The sequence below is a fragment of the Pseudomonas sp. NFACC32-1 genome, from assembly GCF_900101215.1.
Lineage (GTDB): Bacteria > Pseudomonadota > Gammaproteobacteria > Pseudomonadales > Pseudomonadaceae > Aquipseudomonas.
The window spans coordinates 90587-110039 of the sequence record NZ_FMUL01000005.1; the positions used below are offsets into that span (position 1 = coordinate 90587).

At 60.6% G+C, this 19453-nt stretch carries 17 protein-coding genes; 2 read left to right on the top strand and 15 right to left on the bottom strand.

The annotated features are described in order from the left end of the window. Nucleotides 1–149: 149 nt before the first annotated feature. From BLP99_RS10270 to puuE, 5 genes are all read right to left on the bottom strand, one after another. The gene (locus tag BLP99_RS10270) at nucleotides 150–1451 is read right to left on the bottom strand and encodes a urate hydroxylase PuuD (protein WP_072393874.1); all 1302 of its coding nucleotides are present in this window, start codon (nucleotides 1449–1451) and stop codon (nucleotides 150–152) included. 51 nt (nucleotides 1452–1502) lie between these two features. Next, the gene (locus BLP99_RS10275) at nucleotides 1503–2006 is read right to left on the bottom strand and encodes an ureidoglycolate lyase (protein WP_072393871.1); all 504 of its coding nucleotides are present in this window, start codon (nucleotides 2004–2006) and stop codon (nucleotides 1503–1505) included. A gap of 115 nt (nucleotides 2007–2121) precedes the next feature. Further along, nucleotides 2122–3123 carry an allantoicase gene (gene alc, locus BLP99_RS10280; RefSeq protein ID WP_072393867.1) on the bottom strand — a complete coding sequence of 334 codons (1002 nt, stop codon included), beginning with the start codon at nucleotides 3121–3123 and terminating at the stop codon, nucleotides 2122–2124. Nucleotides 3124–3192: 69 nt separating this feature from the next. Continuing rightward, complete coding sequence (uraD, locus tag BLP99_RS10285; protein WP_072393863.1) at nucleotides 3193–3708, bottom strand: 2-oxo-4-hydroxy-4-carboxy-5-ureidoimidazoline decarboxylase; 516 nt, start codon at nucleotides 3706–3708, stop codon at nucleotides 3193–3195. Beyond that, on the bottom strand, nucleotides 3705–4646 hold the full coding sequence (gene puuE / locus BLP99_RS10290; RefSeq protein ID WP_072393859.1) for an allantoinase PuuE: 942 nt from the start codon (nucleotides 4644–4646) through the stop codon (nucleotides 3705–3707). Before puuE ends, uraD begins: the two co-directional genes overlap by 4 nt. Nucleotides 4647–5032: 386 nt before the next feature. Here puuE and uraH point away from each other — a divergent pair, with 386 nt between their 5' ends. Then, the gene (uraH, locus tag BLP99_RS10295) at nucleotides 5033–5386 is read left to right on the top strand and encodes a hydroxyisourate hydrolase (RefSeq protein WP_092180266.1); all 354 of its coding nucleotides are present in this window, start codon (nucleotides 5033–5035) and stop codon (nucleotides 5384–5386) included. Nucleotides 5387–5483: 97 nt separating this feature from the next. Here uraH and BLP99_RS10300 read toward each other — a convergent pair whose 3' ends face one another. The 5 genes from BLP99_RS10300 to BLP99_RS10325 all read right to left on the bottom strand — a co-directional run bounded on the left by BLP99_RS10300 (nucleotide 5484) and on the right by BLP99_RS10325 (nucleotide 15242). Beyond that, complete coding sequence (locus BLP99_RS10300) at nucleotides 5484–6836, bottom strand: hypothetical protein (protein ID WP_143007943.1); 1353 nt, start codon at nucleotides 6834–6836, stop codon at nucleotides 5484–5486. 397 nt (nucleotides 6837–7233) lie between these two features. Beyond that, a complete protein-coding gene (locus tag BLP99_RS10305; protein WP_092180268.1) occupies nucleotides 7234–10965 on the bottom strand; it encodes a calcium-binding protein in 3732 nt (1243 codons plus the stop codon). A 1466-nt stretch (nucleotides 10966–12431) separates the two neighbouring features. Beyond that, entirely contained in the window at nucleotides 12432–13058 is a 627-nt protein-coding gene (locus BLP99_RS10315; RefSeq protein WP_072393850.1) for a LysE family translocator, read from the bottom strand. Nucleotides 13059–13122: 64 nt separating this feature from the next. Then, complete coding sequence (locus BLP99_RS10320) at nucleotides 13123–14472, bottom strand: NCS2 family permease (RefSeq protein WP_072393848.1); 1350 nt, start codon at nucleotides 14470–14472, stop codon at nucleotides 13123–13125. Nucleotides 14473–14804: 332 nt separating this feature from the next. Next, nucleotides 14805–15242 carry a MarR family winged helix-turn-helix transcriptional regulator gene (locus BLP99_RS10325; RefSeq protein WP_072393846.1) on the bottom strand — a complete coding sequence of 146 codons (438 nt, stop codon included), beginning with the start codon at nucleotides 15240–15242 and terminating at the stop codon, nucleotides 14805–14807. An 82-nt stretch (nucleotides 15243–15324) separates the two neighbouring features. On the opposite strand from BLP99_RS10325, the gene BLP99_RS10330 reads away from it, so the two are divergent. Further along, on the top strand, nucleotides 15325–16491 hold the full coding sequence (locus BLP99_RS10330) for an aminotransferase-like domain-containing protein (protein ID WP_092180270.1): 1167 nt from the start codon (nucleotides 15325–15327) through the stop codon (nucleotides 16489–16491). Nucleotides 16492–16598: 107 nt separating this feature from the next. Here the strand turns inward: BLP99_RS10330 and BLP99_RS10335 are convergent, their stop codons facing one another. The 5 genes from BLP99_RS10335 to BLP99_RS10355 all read right to left on the bottom strand — a co-directional run bounded on the left by BLP99_RS10335 (nucleotide 16599) and on the right by BLP99_RS10355 (nucleotide 19363). Continuing rightward, the gene (locus BLP99_RS10335) at nucleotides 16599–16970 is read right to left on the bottom strand and encodes a glutathione S-transferase N-terminal domain-containing protein (RefSeq protein ID WP_072459319.1); all 372 of its coding nucleotides are present in this window, start codon (nucleotides 16968–16970) and stop codon (nucleotides 16599–16601) included. A 103-nt stretch (nucleotides 16971–17073) separates the two neighbouring features. Further along, nucleotides 17074–17619 (bottom strand): GTP cyclohydrolase I FolE, encoded by a 546-nt coding sequence (gene folE, locus BLP99_RS10340; RefSeq protein ID WP_072431607.1) that lies wholly within the window; start codon nucleotides 17617–17619, stop codon nucleotides 17074–17076. A gap of 77 nt (nucleotides 17620–17696) precedes the next feature. Next, entirely contained in the window at nucleotides 17697–18254 is a 558-nt protein-coding gene (locus BLP99_RS10345; RefSeq protein WP_072393683.1) for a Smr/MutS family protein, read from the bottom strand. Nucleotides 18255–18329: 75 nt separating this feature from the next. Beyond that, nucleotides 18330–18650, bottom strand: coding sequence for a hypothetical protein (locus BLP99_RS10350; RefSeq protein WP_072393681.1), 321 nt, complete (start codon nucleotides 18648–18650; stop codon nucleotides 18330–18332). 122 nt (nucleotides 18651–18772) lie between these two features. Then, nucleotides 18773–19363 carry a cysteine hydrolase family protein gene (locus BLP99_RS10355; protein WP_072393679.1) on the bottom strand — a complete coding sequence of 197 codons (591 nt, stop codon included), beginning with the start codon at nucleotides 19361–19363 and terminating at the stop codon, nucleotides 18773–18775. Nucleotides 19364–19453 lie beyond the last annotated feature (90 nt).

Here is a 19453-nt window from a genome sequence, read left to right on the forward strand (position 1 = left end):
TTCCTCTAGTTCTTATTGTTTGAGGCGCAGCAGCCCCTGACGGGCCACCGGCGGTATGTGCCGGTGCCTGTCAGTGGCATGACGGGGGCTGGGGGCTGCGGGGTTGATCGATGGACGAACGTTGGCGTCGGCCAATCAACCCACAGGCCTTAGTTGGTTCGCGCGCCCTGGCTGATCCACGCGCCGATCAGGTCGCGTTCCTGTTGGGTCATCTGGGTGATGTTGCCCAGGGGCATGATCTGGGTGGTCACGGCCTGGGCCTGGATACGCGCGGCCTGTTGCTGGATCTGTTGCGGCGTATCGAACATCACCCCGCCCGGTGCGGCGCTGAAGAGCGGGCTGGTGGGTTTGGCCGAGTGGCAGACCGAGCAGCGTTCCTGGATCACGCTGTGGACCTTCTCGAACGAGGGCCCCTGGGCGTTGCTTGCCTGGGCGGGTTGGGCGGCCGGTGCCGCTGGCGCCGCTTGCGGCTTGGCCCCACCTCCGGCTGCGGTTTCGGGCAAGGGTTGATATTCGATGGCCGCGGGTGCCTTGGTCACTTCCGGTGCGGTGGGAGGGGCCTTGGGGCCTGTGACATAGGCCAGGCAAATCATGGCCAGGGCACCGACCGGCAGCGTCCAGGCGAACCGGTTGCTGTCGTGGCGGGTGTTGAAATAGTGACGCACCAGCACCGCGGCTACCGCGATCCCGGCCAGGATCAGCCAGTTGTATGGACTGCCGTAGGTGCTCGGGAAGTGGTTGCTGATCATGATGAACAGCACCGGCAGCGTGAAGTAGTTGTTATGGCGCGAGCGCAGCAAACCCTTGGCCGGCAGGGCCGGGTCGGGGGTGCGGTTCTCGGCGATGGCGGCCACCAGGGCGCGTTGCGCCGGCATGATGATACGGAAGACGTTGCCGACCATGATCGTGCCGATGACGGCCCCGACATGCAGGTAGGCGCCGCGTCCGCTGAACACCTTGCTGAAGCCGTAGGCCGCGGCGATCAGCAGCACGAACAGGATCAGGCCGAGCAGGGTGGGGTATTTGCCCAGGGCCGAGTCGCAGAGGAAGGAATAGACGAACCAGCCGACGAGCAACGAGCCGAGTCCCAGGGCGACGCCTTCGGGCCCGCTCAAGCCGCTGCCGGGAGCCAGCAGGTAGACGGTCGGGTTCCAGTAGAACACCAGGCACAGCAGCACGATGCCCGACATCCAGGTGAAGTAGGCTTCCCACTTGAACCAGTGCAGATTCTCCGGCATGGACGGTGGCGCGAGCTTGTATTTTTCCAGGTGGTAGATACCGCCACCGTGGATGGCCCACAGGTCGCCGGCCAGGCCGCTCCTGGGGTTGACGCGATTGAGGTTGTTTTCCAGCCAGACGAAGTAGAACGACGCGCCGATCCAGGCCACGCCAGTGATCATGTGAACCCAGCGCACGCTCAGGTTCAGCCATTCCAGCATATGTGCTTCCACAGTCGTTACCTCTCGCCCGTCACGCTTGTTCTCGCGTGATCGGACCTTCTCTTATTGGTGGGGGGCGAGGATCAGACAATCATCCTCTTTGAAGAAATGCTCATCGCAGTTATTGCCTGTGCCACTGCGATCAACCACCAGGAAGTCATCCCGCTTTTCGATCGTCAGCACCGGGTGGTGCCAGACGCCGCGATGGTAATTGATGCCCTGCCTGCCGTTGGTGACGAAGGCGCGGACCAAGCCTGATACAGGTACATCGCCAAGTGGCGCGACCACGATCAGAAAGGGGTTGCCGAGCAGCGGAATGAAGGCCTGGCTGCCCAGCGGATGGCGCTCCAGCATGCGTACGGTCAGCGGCATGTCCAGCGCGTCGGCGCGGAAGATGCTGATGATCGCCTGATCGTCCGGCGTGGCGGTTTGCACCGTCGCCAGGCGATGGAAGCGCATGGTCGAGCCGTTGTTGATCATGAAGTGATCGCTGCCGTCGGTTTCGATCACGTCACCGAACGGGGCGAAGGCTTCTTTGGTCAACGGTTCGATCTTGAGTGTGCGCATGCTGGTCTTCTTGTCTTGAATTCTGTGTTGTTTGTCGTGTCGCCATCGCGAGCAAGCTCGCTCCCACAGGGGAATGCATTGCAAATGTGGGAACGGGCTTGCCCGCGATTCGGGGTCACCCTTGTTTCGATACCTTGCCCAACACCCGCAGACGACTCACACCGCCATCCGGGAAGACGTTCAGGCGGATATGGGTGATTGGCCCAAGTGCCTTGATCTGTTCGGCGAAGGTGTGTTCGGCATGCATTTCCAGTTTCTGGCTCGGCAGCAGTTCGCGCCAGAACAGCGATTGGGTTTCGATCTGGCTGTCGGTGCCGCCCTTGACGAACGCGCCCTGGATCGAGCAGCTGTCCGGGTAGTTGCCCTTGAAGTGCAGGGTGTCGACGATGACTTTCTCGACGATGCCGGCATGGCCCAGGGCGACGATGACCCAGTCGTTACCGGGGGTACGGCGGCGGGCGGTTTCCCAGCCATCGCCCATGTTCACGCCACGGCCCGGGTTGAGGATGTTGCTCATGCGGCCGAAGTGCTCGTCGGAGCAGGCCAGGGCGCGCCCGCCATTGAGGGCCGCCGCCAGATCGACCTGCTCGTTGTCGCCCACGGCCGACCAGTCGCGGTAGGGAATGCCGTGGACACGCAGGCGGGCCACGCCACCATCGGGGTAGATGTTGAAACGCAGGTGGCTGAAGGCCTGGTCGTTGGCGATCTCATGGTAGTGGTGGCTGTCGCCCTTCAATTCCACGGCCGCCAGCACTTCGGTCCACTGGGTGTTTTCGTCCGGATCGCCTTCAGCCAGGAAACAGGCTTCCAGGGAGGCCGACGGTGGATAATTGCCGGTGAAGAATGAGGTGTCGATGTCCACGCCCTTGATCGAGCCTGGCACACCCAGGCGGATCACTGCGCTGTCGTAGCCTTCGAAGCGCTTGCGGCGCGACTCCCAGCCATCCATCCACTTGCCGTTGTCGTCGAACACGCCCTCTTTCCACACGGCCGGGGTCGGCTGGAACAGACGGTTGGCGTCGGCGAACCAGTCATCGGTGACCGAGATGATCCTGGTGCCCAGGCGGGCGTCGGCCAGGTTGACGAATTTCTCGAAGGGTACGGCGTAAGCTTTCATTCTTCTTGTCTGCCTTTTGATTGATTGGCTGGGGATGCTTGCTCGGCCCTGGGTCACCAGGGCTGCTCGCTAAAGGGTCAGTAGTCGGAACAACGCGATCTTGTTGATCTCTGCCAGCGCGCATTGGAACTCGGTGTCCACCGGGTTGTGGATGCGCGTTTCGAACGCCGCGAGGATCTGATGCCGGTTGCTGCCTTTTACCGCCATGATGAAGGGAAACCTGAACTTGGCCTTGTAGGCCTCGTTCAGCTCGGTGAAGCGTTGAAACTCTTCGGCCGTGCATTGGTGGATACCGGCGCCGGCCTGTTCGTTCGTGCTGGCTTCGGTCAGTTGGCCCTGGACGGCGGCTTTACCGGCCAGGTCCGGGTGAGCGTTGATCAGCGCCAGTTGGCTGGCGTGATCGGCGCTTAGAAGGATGTCGCTCATGCGCTGGTGCAGGGTCTCGATCTCGTCGATCGAGGGATCCTGGCCCAGGTCGAAGGCTTTTTCGGCCACCCACGGCGAATGTTCGTAGATGTCGGCAAAGGCCCTGACGAAGGCTTCACGGCCCATGGTGGAAGGCTTGAGGGTCTGGAAGACGGTCATTTCGACGCTCCTGGTTTCCAAGCCCCTTGATACGGGTGGGTCTGCTGCCAGTGACGGGCGATGTCGACACGACGGCTGAACCAGACGCGTTCATGGCCCTTGACGTATTCGAGGAAGCGCTTGAGGGAGGCCAGGCGAGCAGGGCGGCCGATCAGCCGGCAATGCAACCCGATGGAGAGCATTTTCGGCGCCTCGGCCCCTTCGGCGTACAACACGTCGAAAGCGTCCTTGAGGTACTGGAAGAAATCGTCACCCTTGTTGAAGCCCTGCACCTGGGTGAAACGCATGTCGTTGGTGTCCAGGGTGTATGGGATCACCAGGTGCGGCTTGCCAGTGGGCGTGTTGGGTTCCCAATAAGGCAGGTCGTCGTCGTAGGTGTCGCTGTCATAGAGAAAGCCGCCTTCCTCCATCACCAGCCGACGGGTGTTCGGGCCGGTGCGGCCGGTATACCAGCCCAGCGGGCGATCGCCGGTGATCTCGGTGAGGATGCGGATCGCTTCGAGCATGTGCTCGCGCTCCTGGGCCTCGTCCATGTACTGGTAGTCGATCCAGCGGTAGCCGTGGCTGCAGATTTCATGGCCGGCGGCGACCATGGCACGGATCACATCCGGATGCCGCTGGGCGGCCATGGCCACGGCGAAGATCGTCAGCGGGATGTCGAATTCCTTGAACAGCTTGAGAATCCGCCAGACCCCGGCGCGGCTGCCATACTCGTACAGCGACTCCATGCTCATGTTGCGTTCGCCCTGCAACGGTTGCGCCGCGACCATTTCCGAGAGGAACGCTTCGGACTCCTTGTCACCGTGCAGGATGTTGCGCTCGCCGCCTTCTTCATAATTGAGCACGAAGGACAGGGCGATACGGGCATCGCCCGGCCAGTGGGGATGGGGAGGGTTACTGCCGTAACCGATCAGGTCGCGTGGGTAGTCAGCGCTCACTGCAGTCTTCCTTCTTGTTCGAACCATGTAGGTGGCGCCCGGGCAATGCATCTCAGGCTGGCGTCACGACGATGAAGTGATTGTATACAACTTTATGCGCGCTTTGTAAGCCTAATTTTTCGCATTTTTCATCGTCGGCACAGCTTGGTCTACGCTGCAAGAAACCTGCCCAGTCGGTCAGTCAGGTGAGGCGAAGTCATTGTATCCATTGCATTGGCTGCAGATTGAGCCATAGCGTGGCTTGGAGGGCGGGTGAAGCAAGAGTGTGATTTTTATTGTGTACAATTTCCATTTAAAGTGTCTTAATTCGCACATTGTCGTAGCGTTTCGTGCTCCGAAACGGTGCGGTCAGTCCTTATCAACCTATCAGGAGGCGCGCGCAATCAATGGGACGCTTGACTACTCACGTTTTGGATGCGGCACATGGTTGCCCGGGCAGCTCGATCAGGATCGAGCTGTACCGAGTGGAAGGTTCGCAATTGCACCTGGTCGCCAGCGCGTTGACCAACAACGATGGCCGTTGCGATGCGCCGTTGTTGCAGGGGGATGACTACCGTTCCGGGGTCTACCAGATCCAATTCCATGCCGGCGATTACTACCGCGCCCGTGGCGTCCAGCTGTCCGAGCCGGCGTTCCTGGATGTGGTGGTGCTGCGCTTCGGCATCTGCGCCGAGCAGGATCATTACCACGTCCCCCTGCTGATTTCGCCCTACGCCTATTCAACCTATCGAGGCAGCTGATCCCCCAAGCAGCTGCCTTACCCTGGAAGCGACTGCGCATAAAGCTTCTTTGGTTTTTCGCCCGCTCACACTGCGGGCTTTTTTTTGAGTGGCGCCTCTACAGCCGCGCATTGTCGTCCCGGATGATGAAGACCGTATCGGCAATGCCTGGGCGGATTTCGGACCCCCCCTTGAGCCAGATGATCTTGTTGGCACTTTGGGCGTCCCTGACGACTTTCGCGGCAGCCTCGCCCACCTGGTTTTCCAGGAGGACACCGGCGGTGTTCGGGTCCGTATACGATGGCAGGGAGATCTTCGGGATCCTGGTGCGATGCAGGCTCATGTAAAAGACGTGGTCATGACCTGTTCGTTGGAATACCAGTGCCGGGAAGCTACTGAAAGAGCTGGGCTCGATCACCGTATAGCCATTACGGGTCAGGAGGCCGGCCATGAAGCGCTTGAAATCCACTGGCGAGTAGGTGGTGAGGAAGTACAGCCATTGTTGCTGGAACCGCAGGGGATCGAAGTCCAGCCGTTCCAGCGTTCCGGTCGCGGAGGGGATGGGCAGCGCTATGGCGCGGGCAGTGCCCCTGGACGATGAGGAGGTCGGGAGAATCGGAAGCATCAGTAATGGATCGGTCCATTGCGGGTGCGGCGATGGCGTCGCGTTTTTCCAACTGTGGAAAATCTGTCGGAGCGCGGTCAAGCCCGCGCCGTCGGCGAACGATGAGTCATTGGCGAGCTCGAACTGCCTTCTCGCGATGTTTTCCAGGGTGACGGTGGTGACCTCTGGAAAGACTTCCCTTACATAGGCCGTCAGGGGCTTCTCGAAAGGGAGCCTGGGGTCGATTTCCCAGTGATTGCCCGGGGGGATGCGTACCGCGCTTCGGGGTTGTTCGTCAGGCGTATGTCGGAGAATGGCTTCGAGCAAGTCAAAATCGTAGGCGGGATGGGTAGGCGACTGGACATAGGTGATCGGATACTCACGGGCGGCGGTGCTTGACACTACCTTGTAGTGAACGTCGCCCAGGGTGATGAATTCCGACGTCGAGAACCGCGGGTCGAACCCCCAGTTCTTGGTGAATGCCGGCTCGCCCTGGGTCACCGCCTCGCTTTGAGACGCTGTCGTGCGTGGACGCTTGGGCGCGACCGCTTCCGGCGATTCCTCCACCGTTGGCCTGTCGAGTGCAGGAACAGGATCGGGATCACTGCCGTGCGTCACCTCGCCATGGGGGAGCCGTCGCCATAGGTGGCTGCCTTCCACTTGTTCCAGGCGGGGGCCGGAGGCGATGAGTTCGGTGCTGGATCGAGCGCGGTAATTCTGCTGGGAATCGCGTCCGAGCAACACCGTTCCCCCTTCCGAAAGCTCCACGTAAGTGCGTGTCCTGAACGTGCGGATGCCAGAGGTTGCGTCTGGCTCCGATAGCATGGTGACCAGCTCGGGAGAGAGGTAATAATCGTCCAGTGACACCGGGACAGACGCGTCGCGGGTGACTGCCCGGGATGCGATTTCGGCTATCTGGACGGCCGGAGGCTGGGCTTCAGGGGCTTGGGTTTGTCGTCCGGGGGACGAGGGGGGCTGGTCGATTCCTTCTCCTGGCTGGGGATTCCTGGGCAGCGCCTGCGGTGTCGTATCGCGACCGGCATGGGGTGTATCAGGGGACGACTTGGGGCTATTGAGCCGGGTGTTTCGTCTTGGACTCATTGCATTCCGCTCTTGGGTTTGAAAGTACCGATATTCATGAAGCCAGGCCTGTCGTAGCTTGCAGACCGACAGGCCAGGTGCTTTCAAGATGCTCGCGGAAAACCGGCAGGCGGGTGCACTACATATGTATGGGACCGTTGAAAAAGGAACTTTCCAAGCCACGTCAAGGCAACGGACACCGGGACTTGGCTTCACCCAGAGAAAGAAGCCAATTGAGTTGGGAAAGCCTGATGCCGAAGACTGCACTCAGTACCAGCACTTGCGCGAACCTCACCGAATTTCCCAATGTGAAGCCCTCCATCATCTCCACGCATTTTTCCCGTAGCAGACGCAGTGCATCGTCTCCCACGGGGGGCGTCTGAGCGAGGCCCTCGCGAGCCAGGCTGCGATAGGTCTTGAGGGCGTGATCGCAGAGCTCCGTTCTTTTGAGTTGCGCCGCCCCGATGATCCGGGACCTGTCGCTGTCGAGCGTCCACCTGCGGGTCTTGAGGTTATAGCTCAGGTTCCCGGCAGCCCCGTCCCTGACGGCGACGTGCAGCACCTTCAGCGCTTCGTGCTTCAGGTTGGCCAGTTCCCCGGGCAATGCTCCGTCGGGGTCGCTGGGAGGTGTGAAATACCGGCCATCGAGTGCTTCCACGTACACCCGTTCAAACAGACTATCGACAGCATGGACGACACCCTGTGCCGTGATGACGCGTATCTGGTCGAGCAGGTCGTCAGCGTCATGGACGGGAAGGTGGATGGTGATTGTGCCGATACGCAGCAGATTGGAGGACAGCCTTATCTCGACTGCGCCCAGGTGCGTGGCGTCGAGTTCCCAGGTGGAGGCATGGGGCAGTCGAGGATTGGCACTGACCAATGCGCCCGGCGTGGACAGGCGTAGGGTCATGTTCGGGCTGAGGTGCACAAGGTAGGTGGCGCCTTCGCCAATCAGGACTTCGATGCCGGTCTGTTCAGTGGGGGCTGTCAACAGGGCGCAAGTTGCCCAACTGCGCATGTAATGAGGTGTGTTATCCAGTGGGCGGAGGTAGGTGTATTTCCTGTTTGTGAGCGGGGCCGGCATTGGGACTTGCGCAGTCCATGCCACCGGATCCTTGCCGACGAAGGTTTCGTCCAGCAACAGGCCATAGTCGGGTGAAGGTTGGACCAGGCGGTAGCATACGTCGTCATTCAGGATGAGGATGACCGTATGGTGGGACGCCAGGGCGGAAAATGCGCGGCGGCCCGTCACCGCGCTTTGCGCGCTGTAGCGTTCGTCGGAACTCGCCAGGTTTTTCAAGGCCACCTGGCGGGTGCCAAAGTGGAGCGTCAGGCCGCATTCGCCATACCGTGCCACCTCCAGTTCATCCTGCCCGGTGGCCTGGGCCTGGTAGTGAGCCTCGATGCGCGTCAGCTCGGGACTGCGATAGTCCAGGTGAAGGGTGGTGCAGAAGGCGCTTTTTTGTTTGAACCTCAGTGTCGTGAGCTCATTAAGCCGCGAAACATGATAGTTCGTGTCTTTGTCATGGGCGACCTGCTGTTCGCTTCGATCGTTCAGGATGGACGGATGTCGCGGTGTGCCTTGCTGCACCACGACGACTTCAATATCGAGAGGATGGTCGTGCTCGATCATATCGGGCAGGTCGGGTATCAGATGGTAGCCGTCCCGGGTGATGAACATCAGCCGATCATTTTGCAGGGCCTTCGGATAATGGCTGTCGGTATAGACATTCCTGACGATCACTTTGCGACGCTCCCGGTCATCTGTATCGAAGCCCGACGTGATGACCAGGTGGCCTTCTTCGACAGTCCAGCTTTCAATCAGGTCGGCACGCCAGTCCAGGGCGATGACACTGTTGTCCGCACCGTCTTCGGTGATGGTGACGCAGCCTGGCTTATGAGCGATGGCATAGACATCGCTGCCAGGCCCTCCGTCGGCGTTGCGGTTGTTTCCAGTGAGAATGAAGATCCGGTCATCTCCCGGGCCGGCCTCTAGTGTGTCATTGCCCCGGGATTTGATGATGTTCGCGCTGGACGTGCCCTTGATGATGTTGGCTCCGCCCTCGGGGATCTCCACGTTTTCGATGCCTTCAAGGGCCGCATGGCGATAATGTCTGCTCCCTGTGCCATGACCTTCCTGGACGATGGTGGATACTTGCCCGGCGTCCAGGTCGACCTGGTAACCCAGCCGCGGCGCTTGGCTATTGCCGGTACGGCCCGATAGGACGAGGGTGTCGTTACCCTGGCCGCCTTCGAGACGATTCGTCGAAAGTGCCTGCTGCCCTCCGGGGGCCTGTGTCGAGCCTTCGAAAATGAAAACGTCATCCCTGGAACCACCGGTCAGTTTTTTTACGCCGCCTGCGTAGTGAAAGACATTCGGCTTGTCTGCGACGCCGACAACGGTGTCGTTGCCACCGCCGAGGTACCACTGGATGGCTTTATCTTCTCCGGACGTTTCGATGACTGCACCGGGCGTCTCGGCGGTGACGCCTTTGCTTGCGTCTATGCGATCGTCGTTGTCCATGATCCGGGGGCGTACTGTCGTCGCCTGGTACCTTTCACCGGTCCACCAATTCCAGGTGTTGTAAGTCACCGGTTCGAGTTCCACGGTGAACGTGCCGTTCACGATGGCCTCGGTGCTGTCTTTCAACGGGCCCTTGAGGAGGGCCAGGGCATCGGCTTGCAGGCGCTTGGTATGCTCGGCGGTCGCCTTGGCCACGAGATAGCGGTCCTGGATATCCTGATCGGCATCGATCGTCCAGAAGGCGAACCAACCTGTGCGCAGGCGCTCGTTGACGGTGAGGGTGATGTAGTCGTCGATCTCATCGACTTGCCGAATCGCCCCCCAGACCTGTGATCCAACCAGCAAAATCAGGCCCGCTGCCAGGCCCACGGGACCGGCTGAACCAAACCCCGCCAACGCCGCCATGCCGATGGTCAGGGTCATGGCGGCGCTGGTGACGCTCAGGGCGGCGCTGACGTAATGGTCGGTGGCCTCTTTGCCAGTGGTGTTGCCCGCGGCCTTGAAGGCATCGATGGCGGCGACGATGTCGAAGGGCAGGGTCAGCACGCTGGCAATCAGGCTGCTTCCACGGGCCAGCCGCGTGGCGAATGTCGTTTTGGAGAAATCCCCGAGGGAGCGCTGGCCGGCCTTGATCATTTGCGTGGCTTGCCTGGTCACGGCCGCCTCGACGCCGATCGACGTGACCTCGGCGGCCACGCTGCTGCCATTGAACACGGCCTGGTAGGCGTCCTTGTTGCGGATGGCGTCCTGCAGGCCCCGCAGGCCGCTATAGATTCCGAAAGCCTGGAGCCCAAGCCCTGTAGGGATGAGGACATTGCTCTTGGTTGTGCTGGCCCAACTGAATGCTTTGTGAGCTGGCCTCTGGATATCGAGCTTTTGGGCACTTGCCAGGAGCCTTTCGAGGGGACCTCGATAACGGGCGGGTGTAGCGGTGGATTCAGGTTTTTCCCTCAGCATTGAAGGTGCGGAGGACGAGCGCTGGCTCGCCATTTCAAACAGCAACGTCGACAGCCGATAGTCATCCGCATCGGCGGACAGTTTCAGACGGGTTTCGATATCAGGCGCGCTGAATTGCAAAGAGTCCACGAAGAAACGATTGGCAATGCGGAAGAACGTATTGTCCCCGTTCAGAGGCTGCCCATCAGTCGTTGCTCCCAGTGCATCGAGGGCTGAGCGGGTCACCGTTACGGAACCGATGTGCAGCGGACCATAAAGCCTATCGACGACTTCAAGTTGAGCCCGCCTGTGCAGGTGGGCCGACAAGAGCGCTACGTTATCCACAGCGTTGAAGTGGAGTGTCTCGACGGTGTGTTCGTTAACGGGAAAGCCCAGGTCCGAAATGACGACGGTAGGCTTGTCGGGAGCGGAGCTGGGCTGGAGAGCCTTGGCCATGGTGAACGTCCTTGTTCAGTGATGATAGCTACCCACCTATGAAAGGCGTTCGCCAGAGAGGTGTACATCGACTGGTTGTTGCTAGGTTTTGCAAACGCTTCAGGTGGAAAAAGAGAGTCGCCAGAGGATTTGAATATTTTCGAATCGCCTCTCATGCCCCAGTTATGTTGGGGGCTGTATTTTTATGAATATTAATCGGCAAGTGCAGTAGCAAAATGTTATAGGTGACTGTAATACCTGACAGTGCCGAGTTCTGTTTGTGTGTATTAGATTTTAGGTGTGGGCTGAATAAGGGCTTTTATTGTGTAAGTTGCTGTCAGCTTAATTCTTGTCGATCAGTCTGGTTATAGTGCTGGATTGAAGGGAGTGTATGTCATGTCTAATGCGCGTGTTGCGGCGTTGAAGGTCGTGGGTCTACTGCTAACTGGTTTTGCGCTATCTGTCGGTGCTACAACTGAAACTTTTACTCAAAGTGGGAGTTTCAATGTTCCCTACGATGTGACGCGTATCAAGTTCACTGTTATAGGCGCAGGTGGTGGCGGTGGTGGCGGTGGAGGAGCTTATGATGGTTATGTGCTCAACGGACGTGGAGCAGGCGGCGGAGGCGGTGGAGGTGGCGCCAATTTGGAGTGTGATTCCTCCGTTCCGGCAGGTGGGCAATTGACAATCGAAATCGGTACCGGGGGGGCGGGAGGAAGCGCTGGCGCTCTGAGTCAGGGCGGCGGATCAGGAGGCAACGGAGAAACCACTAACGTCAATTTTCCGTACGGAGGTGGAGTATGGGCCGGAGGAGGGGCCGGTGGAGGTGGTGGCAGTGCCGGGGGCGTGCCCAGCAATACCCCTGGCAGCGCTGGGTATGGGGCGGATCAACCGAGGGTTACAGGCTGTGTTAATGGCAAGGTAGGATTTCAGGGGAAACCTGGAGGGTCCCAAGGGGGGAGCGAAACCGGTGGTGCAGGCGGGGCGGCCGGAGCGACGATTCCTTCTTCTTGCGGCAATGCTGGTATGGGCGGTTCGGGGGGAACTGGAGGTACTATCAATACGAGCAGCCAAACGGGGCATGGTGGACTTGCGGGCAATAAAGGCTCGGATGGTTGTGTGGTCCTCGAATATTGAATTTCTGGTGCTGTTGACTACCTGGTGTTGTGTGTTAACAAATACCATCCCGTTTTGACTATGGCTGTTGCCGTCATGCTGGGTCTAAGCCTATCGTTATAATGAGTCACGACCCGTCGTGACACCTTGCCTGGCGGCAATCGCTATTTTCAGGAAAGACACTTTATTTACAGGAGTCGGGCGTTGGAATGAAACTTTAGTTAATGTGAAGAGGGTATTCATTAAGGCGTAAACCAAAGCGAGTACCCGTCGATTGTATGGTGATAAGACGCCCACCGCGTGAGGTTCTCAGAAATATCCTGTTAACGATGGAGGAACAGTGTGCGAGCCCGCTAGGATGCTTTTACTGTTTAACGGCTCAACAACGAAGCCGTCCCTGCACCACCAAACAACCCGGCACTGATGCGATTGAACCAGCTCTGGCCCTTGCCCGTTCGCAAGTACCTCGCCGCACCGTGGGCGCCGAGGCCGTAGGCCAGCTTGCAGAGCAGGTCCAGGAGGGTCCAGGTGACGATCATCACCAGCAGTTGCGGCAGGAACGGTTGTTCGGCGCTGAGGAATTGTGGCAGGAATGCGGCGAAGAACAGGATGTCCTTGGGGTTGCTGGCGCCCAGTACGAACGCTCGGCCGAACAGCGCGCGGAAACGCGGAACGGCAGCAGCCTGGGGAACCTCGGCCCCTTGGGACGGCTGGCGCGATTGCTGCCAGCTCTGCCAGGCCAGGTAGAACAGGTACAGTGCGCCGACGATTTTCAAGGCACTGAACAGTTGTTCCGAAGCCAGCAACAACGCACCGAGTCCCAGCGCCGATGCGCTCAACAGACAGATAGAGGCACTCACCCCGCCCAGGAAGGCGGGGTACGAGCGACGCAGGCCATAGTTCAGGCTGTTGCCGATCATCAACAGCGACAGCGGGCCCGGAATGAGGATCACCACCAGGGCGGCACCGCTGAACAACAGCCAGGTTTCCAGATTCATTGCTTTGCTCCTGATATACAAAAGCCCCACCCGAAGGGGTGAGGCGGGTGGATCGATGTATCGCCTACAGGAAAATGAACTTGGCGATGAAAATCGCGCAGAGCGCCCACAGGCTGACGGAAATGTCCTTGTGTTTACCGGTGCAGGCCTTGAGCACCACATAGGTGATGAAACCCAACGCGATGCCGTCGGCGACCGAAAAGGTCAGGGGCATCATGATGGCGGTCACGATGGCCGGGATGCTGTCGGTCGGTTCGTCCCATTCGATATGGGCCATACCGCCCATCATCAGCATGGCGACATAGATCAACGCTCCGGCGGTGGCGTAGGCAGGAATCATCCCGGCCAGCGGCGCGAAGAACATCGCGGCAATAAATAGCACGCCGACGGTCACCGCGGTAAGCCCCGTCCGGCCACCGGCCGCCACGCCGGCGGCGCTTTCCACGTAGCTGGTCACCGGCGGCACGCCGACCATGGCGCCAAATACACTGGAAGCGCTATCGGCCTTCAGGGCGCGGGACAGGTTCTCGATCCGGCCATCGGCCTTCACCAGGCCGGCGCGTTGGGCGACGCCCATCAAGGTGCCGGCAGTGTCGAACATGTGCACAAACAGGAAGGCCAGCACCACGCTGATCATACTGACGTTGAACACGCCGGCCACGTCCATTGCCATCCAGGTCGGCGCCAGGCTCGGCGGTGTCGACATGACCCCGTTGTACTGCACCAGCCCCAGGCCCCAGCCGGCCAGGGTCACGGCGATGATGCTGATCAGGATCGCGCCGAACACGCGGTGGTAGCTGAGCACGGCGATCATCAGGAAGCACACCGCGGCCAACAACGGACCGGGTTCACGCAACGAGCCGAGCTTGATCAGGGTGGCGGGGCTGTCCACCACGATCCCGGCGGTCTTCAGGCCGATCAGTCCCAGGAACAACCCCACCCCCGCACCCATGGCGAACCGCAGGCTCACTGGAATGCTGTTGAGCAGCCATTCCCGGATGCGTGACAACGTCAGCACCATGAACAGCACACCGGAAATGAACACTGCGCCCAAGGCGGTTTCCCAGTTGTAGCCCATGGTGCCGACCACGGTGTAGGTGAAGAACGCGTTCAAGCCCATGCCCGGGGCCAGGCCCACCGGCCAGTTGGCGTAGAGGCCCATCAGCAGGCATCCCAGGGCGGCGGCGATGCAGGTGGCGACGAAGGCCGCGCCATGGTCGATCCCGGCATCGGCCATGATGTTGGGATTGACGAAGATGATATAGGCCATGGTGATGAAGGTGGTCAGGCCGGCAATCAACTCGGTCTTGACCGTGGTGCCATGCAAGCTGAGTTTGAAGAGGCGATCCAGCCAGCCACTGCGTAGGGGCGGCGAAAGGTCTAGCGTCCGGGCGTCGGGTTTGCGGCTTTCCACAGCGAGTACTCCTCAAGAGTTTTATTTTTATTTCCAGCTCCGCAGGCCCTGGGGGGTGGTTGCGCAGCGTTGAGGCAGGTAAGGCTGGCGACGTTTGTTGACCTGTTGGTCAGGAACTCGCACGAGGCGAATTATGCTTTTGTATACAAATAAAGCAAATAATGTTTTCTATGTTGTCGACGAAAAGTCGGACGATAGGGATATATCGCTGAAAAAACAGCAAGCCCGCCCCGCAACGAGAGATGGATATGACGAGAGGCTTGCATGCGCCGCCAAGCCTCTTGGTAGCGGTCTTCGTGCGAAGGCATTGACGCAGGCGATGGGAATTTGCCTCAGTCGCCAGACTTGCCCAACGCCATATTCACCGCCAACCACCCGTCCACCGCCGCCTCCCCAGCCTCGGCAAACACCCGCTCCAGCAGTTTCACCTGTTCACGCCGCAACGCCTGTTCGAACCGCTCACCTTCGGCGGTCAGCTCCAGCAGCCGCTTACGCTTGTCGGTCTGCGAGGCGACGCTGTTCACCAGGTGCATCTCCATCAACTGCCGCAATGGCATGTTCAGGGCCTGTTTGCTCACCCCAAGCAATCCCAGCAGTTCTTTCACGCTCAGTGTCGGGTAGCGGGCGATGAAAAAGACGATCCGCTGATGCACCCGGCTCAAGCCACGTCGTTCGAGCATCTCGTCAGCCTTGGCGGTGAACGCCTGGTAGCCGAAGAAGAACGCTTCCATGGCCATTTGCTGGGAAGTCGGGTTTTTAAGGTCAAGCATATTGACGTATCCAGAAAGGTCGGGGTAATTTCGGTCAAGCAGTTTGACTTATTTCCCTAACACCTCGCTACAGGGTGATCCCATGGCTTTTTCCGAACGTGTCTCGCGCCTCAAAAGTTCGTTGATCCGAGAAATCCTCGCCGCGGCCCAGCGCCCTGAAGTGATGTCGTTCGCCGGTGGCCTGCCGGCCGAAGCCATGTTGCCGAAGGTGGAGTGGGAGGCCATGCCGTCGGCCATGGGTCAATATGGCATGAGCGAAGGGGAGCCGGCCCTGCGTGAGGCCCTGGCGGCCCAGGCGCGGTCGTTGGGCCTGGCCTGTGAAGCGAGCCAGGTGCTGGTGGTCAGCGGTTCCCAGCAGACCCTCGACCTGGCGGCGAAACTGCACATCGATGTCGGTACCGAAGTCATGCTGGAGGCGCCGACCTACCTGGCGGCGTTGCAGATCTTCCAGTTGTTCGGCGCCGATTGCATCACCGTACCGTTGCAGGCCGATGGTCCGGACCTGCAGCAGTTGCGGGCACGGCTGGAGCGGCATCGACCGGCATTCATCTACCTGATTCCCACTTTCCAGAACCCTTCGGCGGTGCGCTACAGCGAGGCCAAACGCGATGCGGTGGCGGCGCTCCTGGATGAATTCGGCGTGACCTTGATCGAAGACGAACCCTACCGCGAACTGACGTTCGACGGTGCTAGCGCCACGCCGATTGTCAGTCGCCTGAAAAAGGCCAGCTGGATCTACACCGGCACGGTGTCGAAGACCCTGCTTCCCGGGCTGCGGGTGGGCTACCTGATCGCCAGCCCGGACCTGTTCCCGCATCTGCTGCGGCTCAAGCAGTCGGCGGACCTGCACACCAATCGCATCGGACAATGGCAGGCCTTGCAGTGGATCGGCAGCGAGAAGTACCAGCGGCATCTTGGCGTGTTGAGGGATTTCTACCGGGATCGTCGCGACCGTTTCGAAGCGGGCCTGCAAAAACACTTTGGCGACATCGCGGATTGGAACGTGCCCCAGGGCGGGCTGTTTTTCTGGCTGACCCTGAGGCAGCCCCTCGACACCCGCACCTTGCTCGCCGCCGCGCTGGCGGCCGACGTCGCGTTCATGCCGGGGGAGCCGTTCTTTCCCGAGCCGGACAAGCACCCGGGACACTTGCGCTTGAACTTCAGCCACATCGACCCGACCCGCCTGGATGAAGGGCTCAAGCGGCTGGCGGGGGTGGTGCGGCAGGCTCTGGCGGCAAAGGCGGCCTGAGGTGGGAGCATTTGCACTGATCTTGCTGGCCACTTCGCAGGCAAACCCCACATAGGTTGCATGGGACTCTGTGGGAGCGGGTTGCCCGCCCCCAGGCTAGCGAAAACTCAGACCACCGAGAAGCGCTTGTCCAGGTAATCGATGATCACCTTGGACTCATACATCCAGGTGGTCTCGCCCTTTTCTTCAATACGCAGGCACGGCACCTTGATCCTGCCGCCTTGCTCCAGCAGCGTCTGGCGATCCTGGGCGTTGTTCTTCGCATCGCGCAGGGCCACCGGTACGTTGAGGCGGTGCAGGGTACGGCGGGTCTTCACGCAGAACGGGCAAGCATGGAACTGGTACAGCGTCAGGCTGCGTGCCGCCTGGTCCACTTGCGCCTGGGCCTCGGCCGAACGCCGCTTCTTGGCGGGACGGGTGATGAAATCGATGAAGATGATGAGCTGGCCCAGGCCAACCCGAAGCGCTTTGACGATCACGTGACAAGCCTCACGGCAGGGAAGAAGAGGGGGCGCAGCTTACCTGATTTTTCGCGGACGAAAAAAAACCGGCGATCACTGCCGGTTTTCTTCGTGAGACGGATTACTTGATGAGGCTGAGGAATTCGCTGCGGGTCGCGGCGTTTTCCCGGAACTCGCCCAGCATCACCGAGGTGATCATGGAAGAATTCTGCTTTTCCACACCACGCATCATCATGCACATGTGCTTGGCCTCGATCACCACGGCCACGCCCAGGGCACCGGTCACCTGCTGGACCGCGTCGGCGATCTGGCGGCTGAGGTTTTCCTGGATCTGCAGGCGACGCGCATACATGTCGACGATGCGCGCCACCTTCGACAGCCCCAGCACCTTGCCGCTGGGGATGTAGGCGACGTGGGCCTTGCCGATGAATGGCAGCAAGTGATGCTCGCACAGCGAGTACAGCTCGATGTCCTTGACCAGCACCATTTCGCTGTTGTCGGAGCTGAACAAGGCTCCATTGGTGACCTCTTCGAGGGTCTGTCCATAACCGCGGCAGAGGTACTGCATGGCCTTGGCAGCGCGCTTGGGCGTGTCGAGCAGGCCCTCGCGGGAGACGTCCTCGCCCAGTTGGCCGAGAATCGCGGTGTAATTCTGTTCCAGAGACATGAAACTACCTGTGGGATTTTACGCAAAGGGCAAGGGTACGGTGGCGGACACGGCGCTGCAAGCTCGGCAATCGAGGGCTACTCGTCGCGGCCTTCCATCATGGTGCGCTTGAGCATCACGTACACCGCCCCGGCGCCGCCGTGTTTCGCCTGGCAGGACGTGAAGCCCAGTACTTGCGGGTGCTGGCGCAGCCAGGTGTTGACGTGGCTCTTGATCATTGGCCGCTTGCCGTCCAGGCGCACGGCCTTGCCGTGGGTGACGCGTACGCAGCGGATTTCGAACCGGGTGGCCTCGGCCAGGAAGGCCCAGAGGGTTTCCCGAGCTTTTTCGACGCTCATGCCGTGCAGGTCGAGGCTGCCTTCGAAGGGGATCTGGCCGGCCTTCAGCTTGCGCATCTGGCTTTCCTGGACGCCATCGCGGGCCCACATCAATTCGTCTTCCGGCCCGACGTCGATCACGAACTGATCGGACAAACCGTCCACGGTGGTGGCGTCGGCGCGTACGGTGGCGGCCTGGCGCAGCTTGGCGATCTGGGCGCGATCGGTCTTGGGTTTGCCGGTTTCGGCGCGATCGTGCTTGATCGGTTTTACGCCCTGGATCGCACTCTTGAACAGGGAAAAGTCGTCGTCTTGCATGTCAGCCTCCGCGAAGGCCGGCCAGTTTACCCAAGTCCGGCGGGATCGGGCGCGAGAAAAACGTCGGGCGGTGGTTCAGTCGTGTTTTTTCATCAGGTGGGGAGCCATGGCCAGCTCCAGGGATTGGCGGGCGCGACGGCGGCAGCGGCGCCAGAGCCAGATGCCCAGCAGCAGCACCAGCAGGCCGACCGCCAGGATGATCGCCGAGCCCAGGGGGGTGGCGTTCAGCTCGCCCAGTGCGGGCGGGCGTCCCAGCAGGCTGGCGGCACCGGCCATGGCCAGCAGCACACCGAGTGTTGCCAGCAGCGCAGCGATCGCCGCGCCGAAACGAAATCGCCAGTTGCTCGGGCCCTTGGGCCGCAGGCGACGTGCGTCAAAACCATCGGATAACTTCATTCCGACCTTCCTCAATGGGTATCGGCCCTTCGACCGGAAGATGTTCGGGTTGTTCCTGAGGCCTGGCGAGTGAGTGGCTTTTGCGGATGAGCGGCGGAACAGGGCCGCTCATCGAGGCAGGGTCAGATAAGGTCCTGGGTCAGGGCCAGGGTGGCGAAGTTGTCCGCCATGATCGCCATTTCGGTCTGGTGCACGTGTTCGGCGCTGAGGACGGTGCCCTTGTGCGGCAGGTCGCGGGTGGCGCAGGCGTCTTCCACCAGCGTGCAGCGAAAGCCCAGGTTCTTGGCGGCGCGTACCGTGGTGCTGACGCTGGAGTGGCTCATGAATCCGCAGACGATCAGGTCGAGGGGGCCGAGCTCTTCCAGGCGTTTCTTCAGGTCCGTGCCGTGGAATGCGCTGGGCAGCAGCTTGCCGATGACGATCTCGTCACCCTCAGGTTCCAGGCCCGGAATGAACTCGCCGCGTTCGCCCTGGGGGTCGAACAGCCCGCCGTGGGTGCCCAGGTGGCGCACATGCACGATCGGTCGACCGGCGGCACGGGCCGCACCGAGCAATTGCTTGATGTTCGCGACCGCTGCATCCATGCCGCTCAGGGCCAGGGGGCCGGCGAGGTATTCCTTCTGGGCATCGATGATGATCAGGGTCGCTTGACTCAGGTTGGCCGCCGCGTAACCACGGCCACTGAGTTGAAACATCGTTTTTGGAACGGACATTCTGGGGCTCCTTCGAGTGGGGCTTTTGCGACATTCTCCTCTGGCTGAGCGGTTCTGTGAATCGCTTCCATCGCAAGGGCCGCCGTTGCT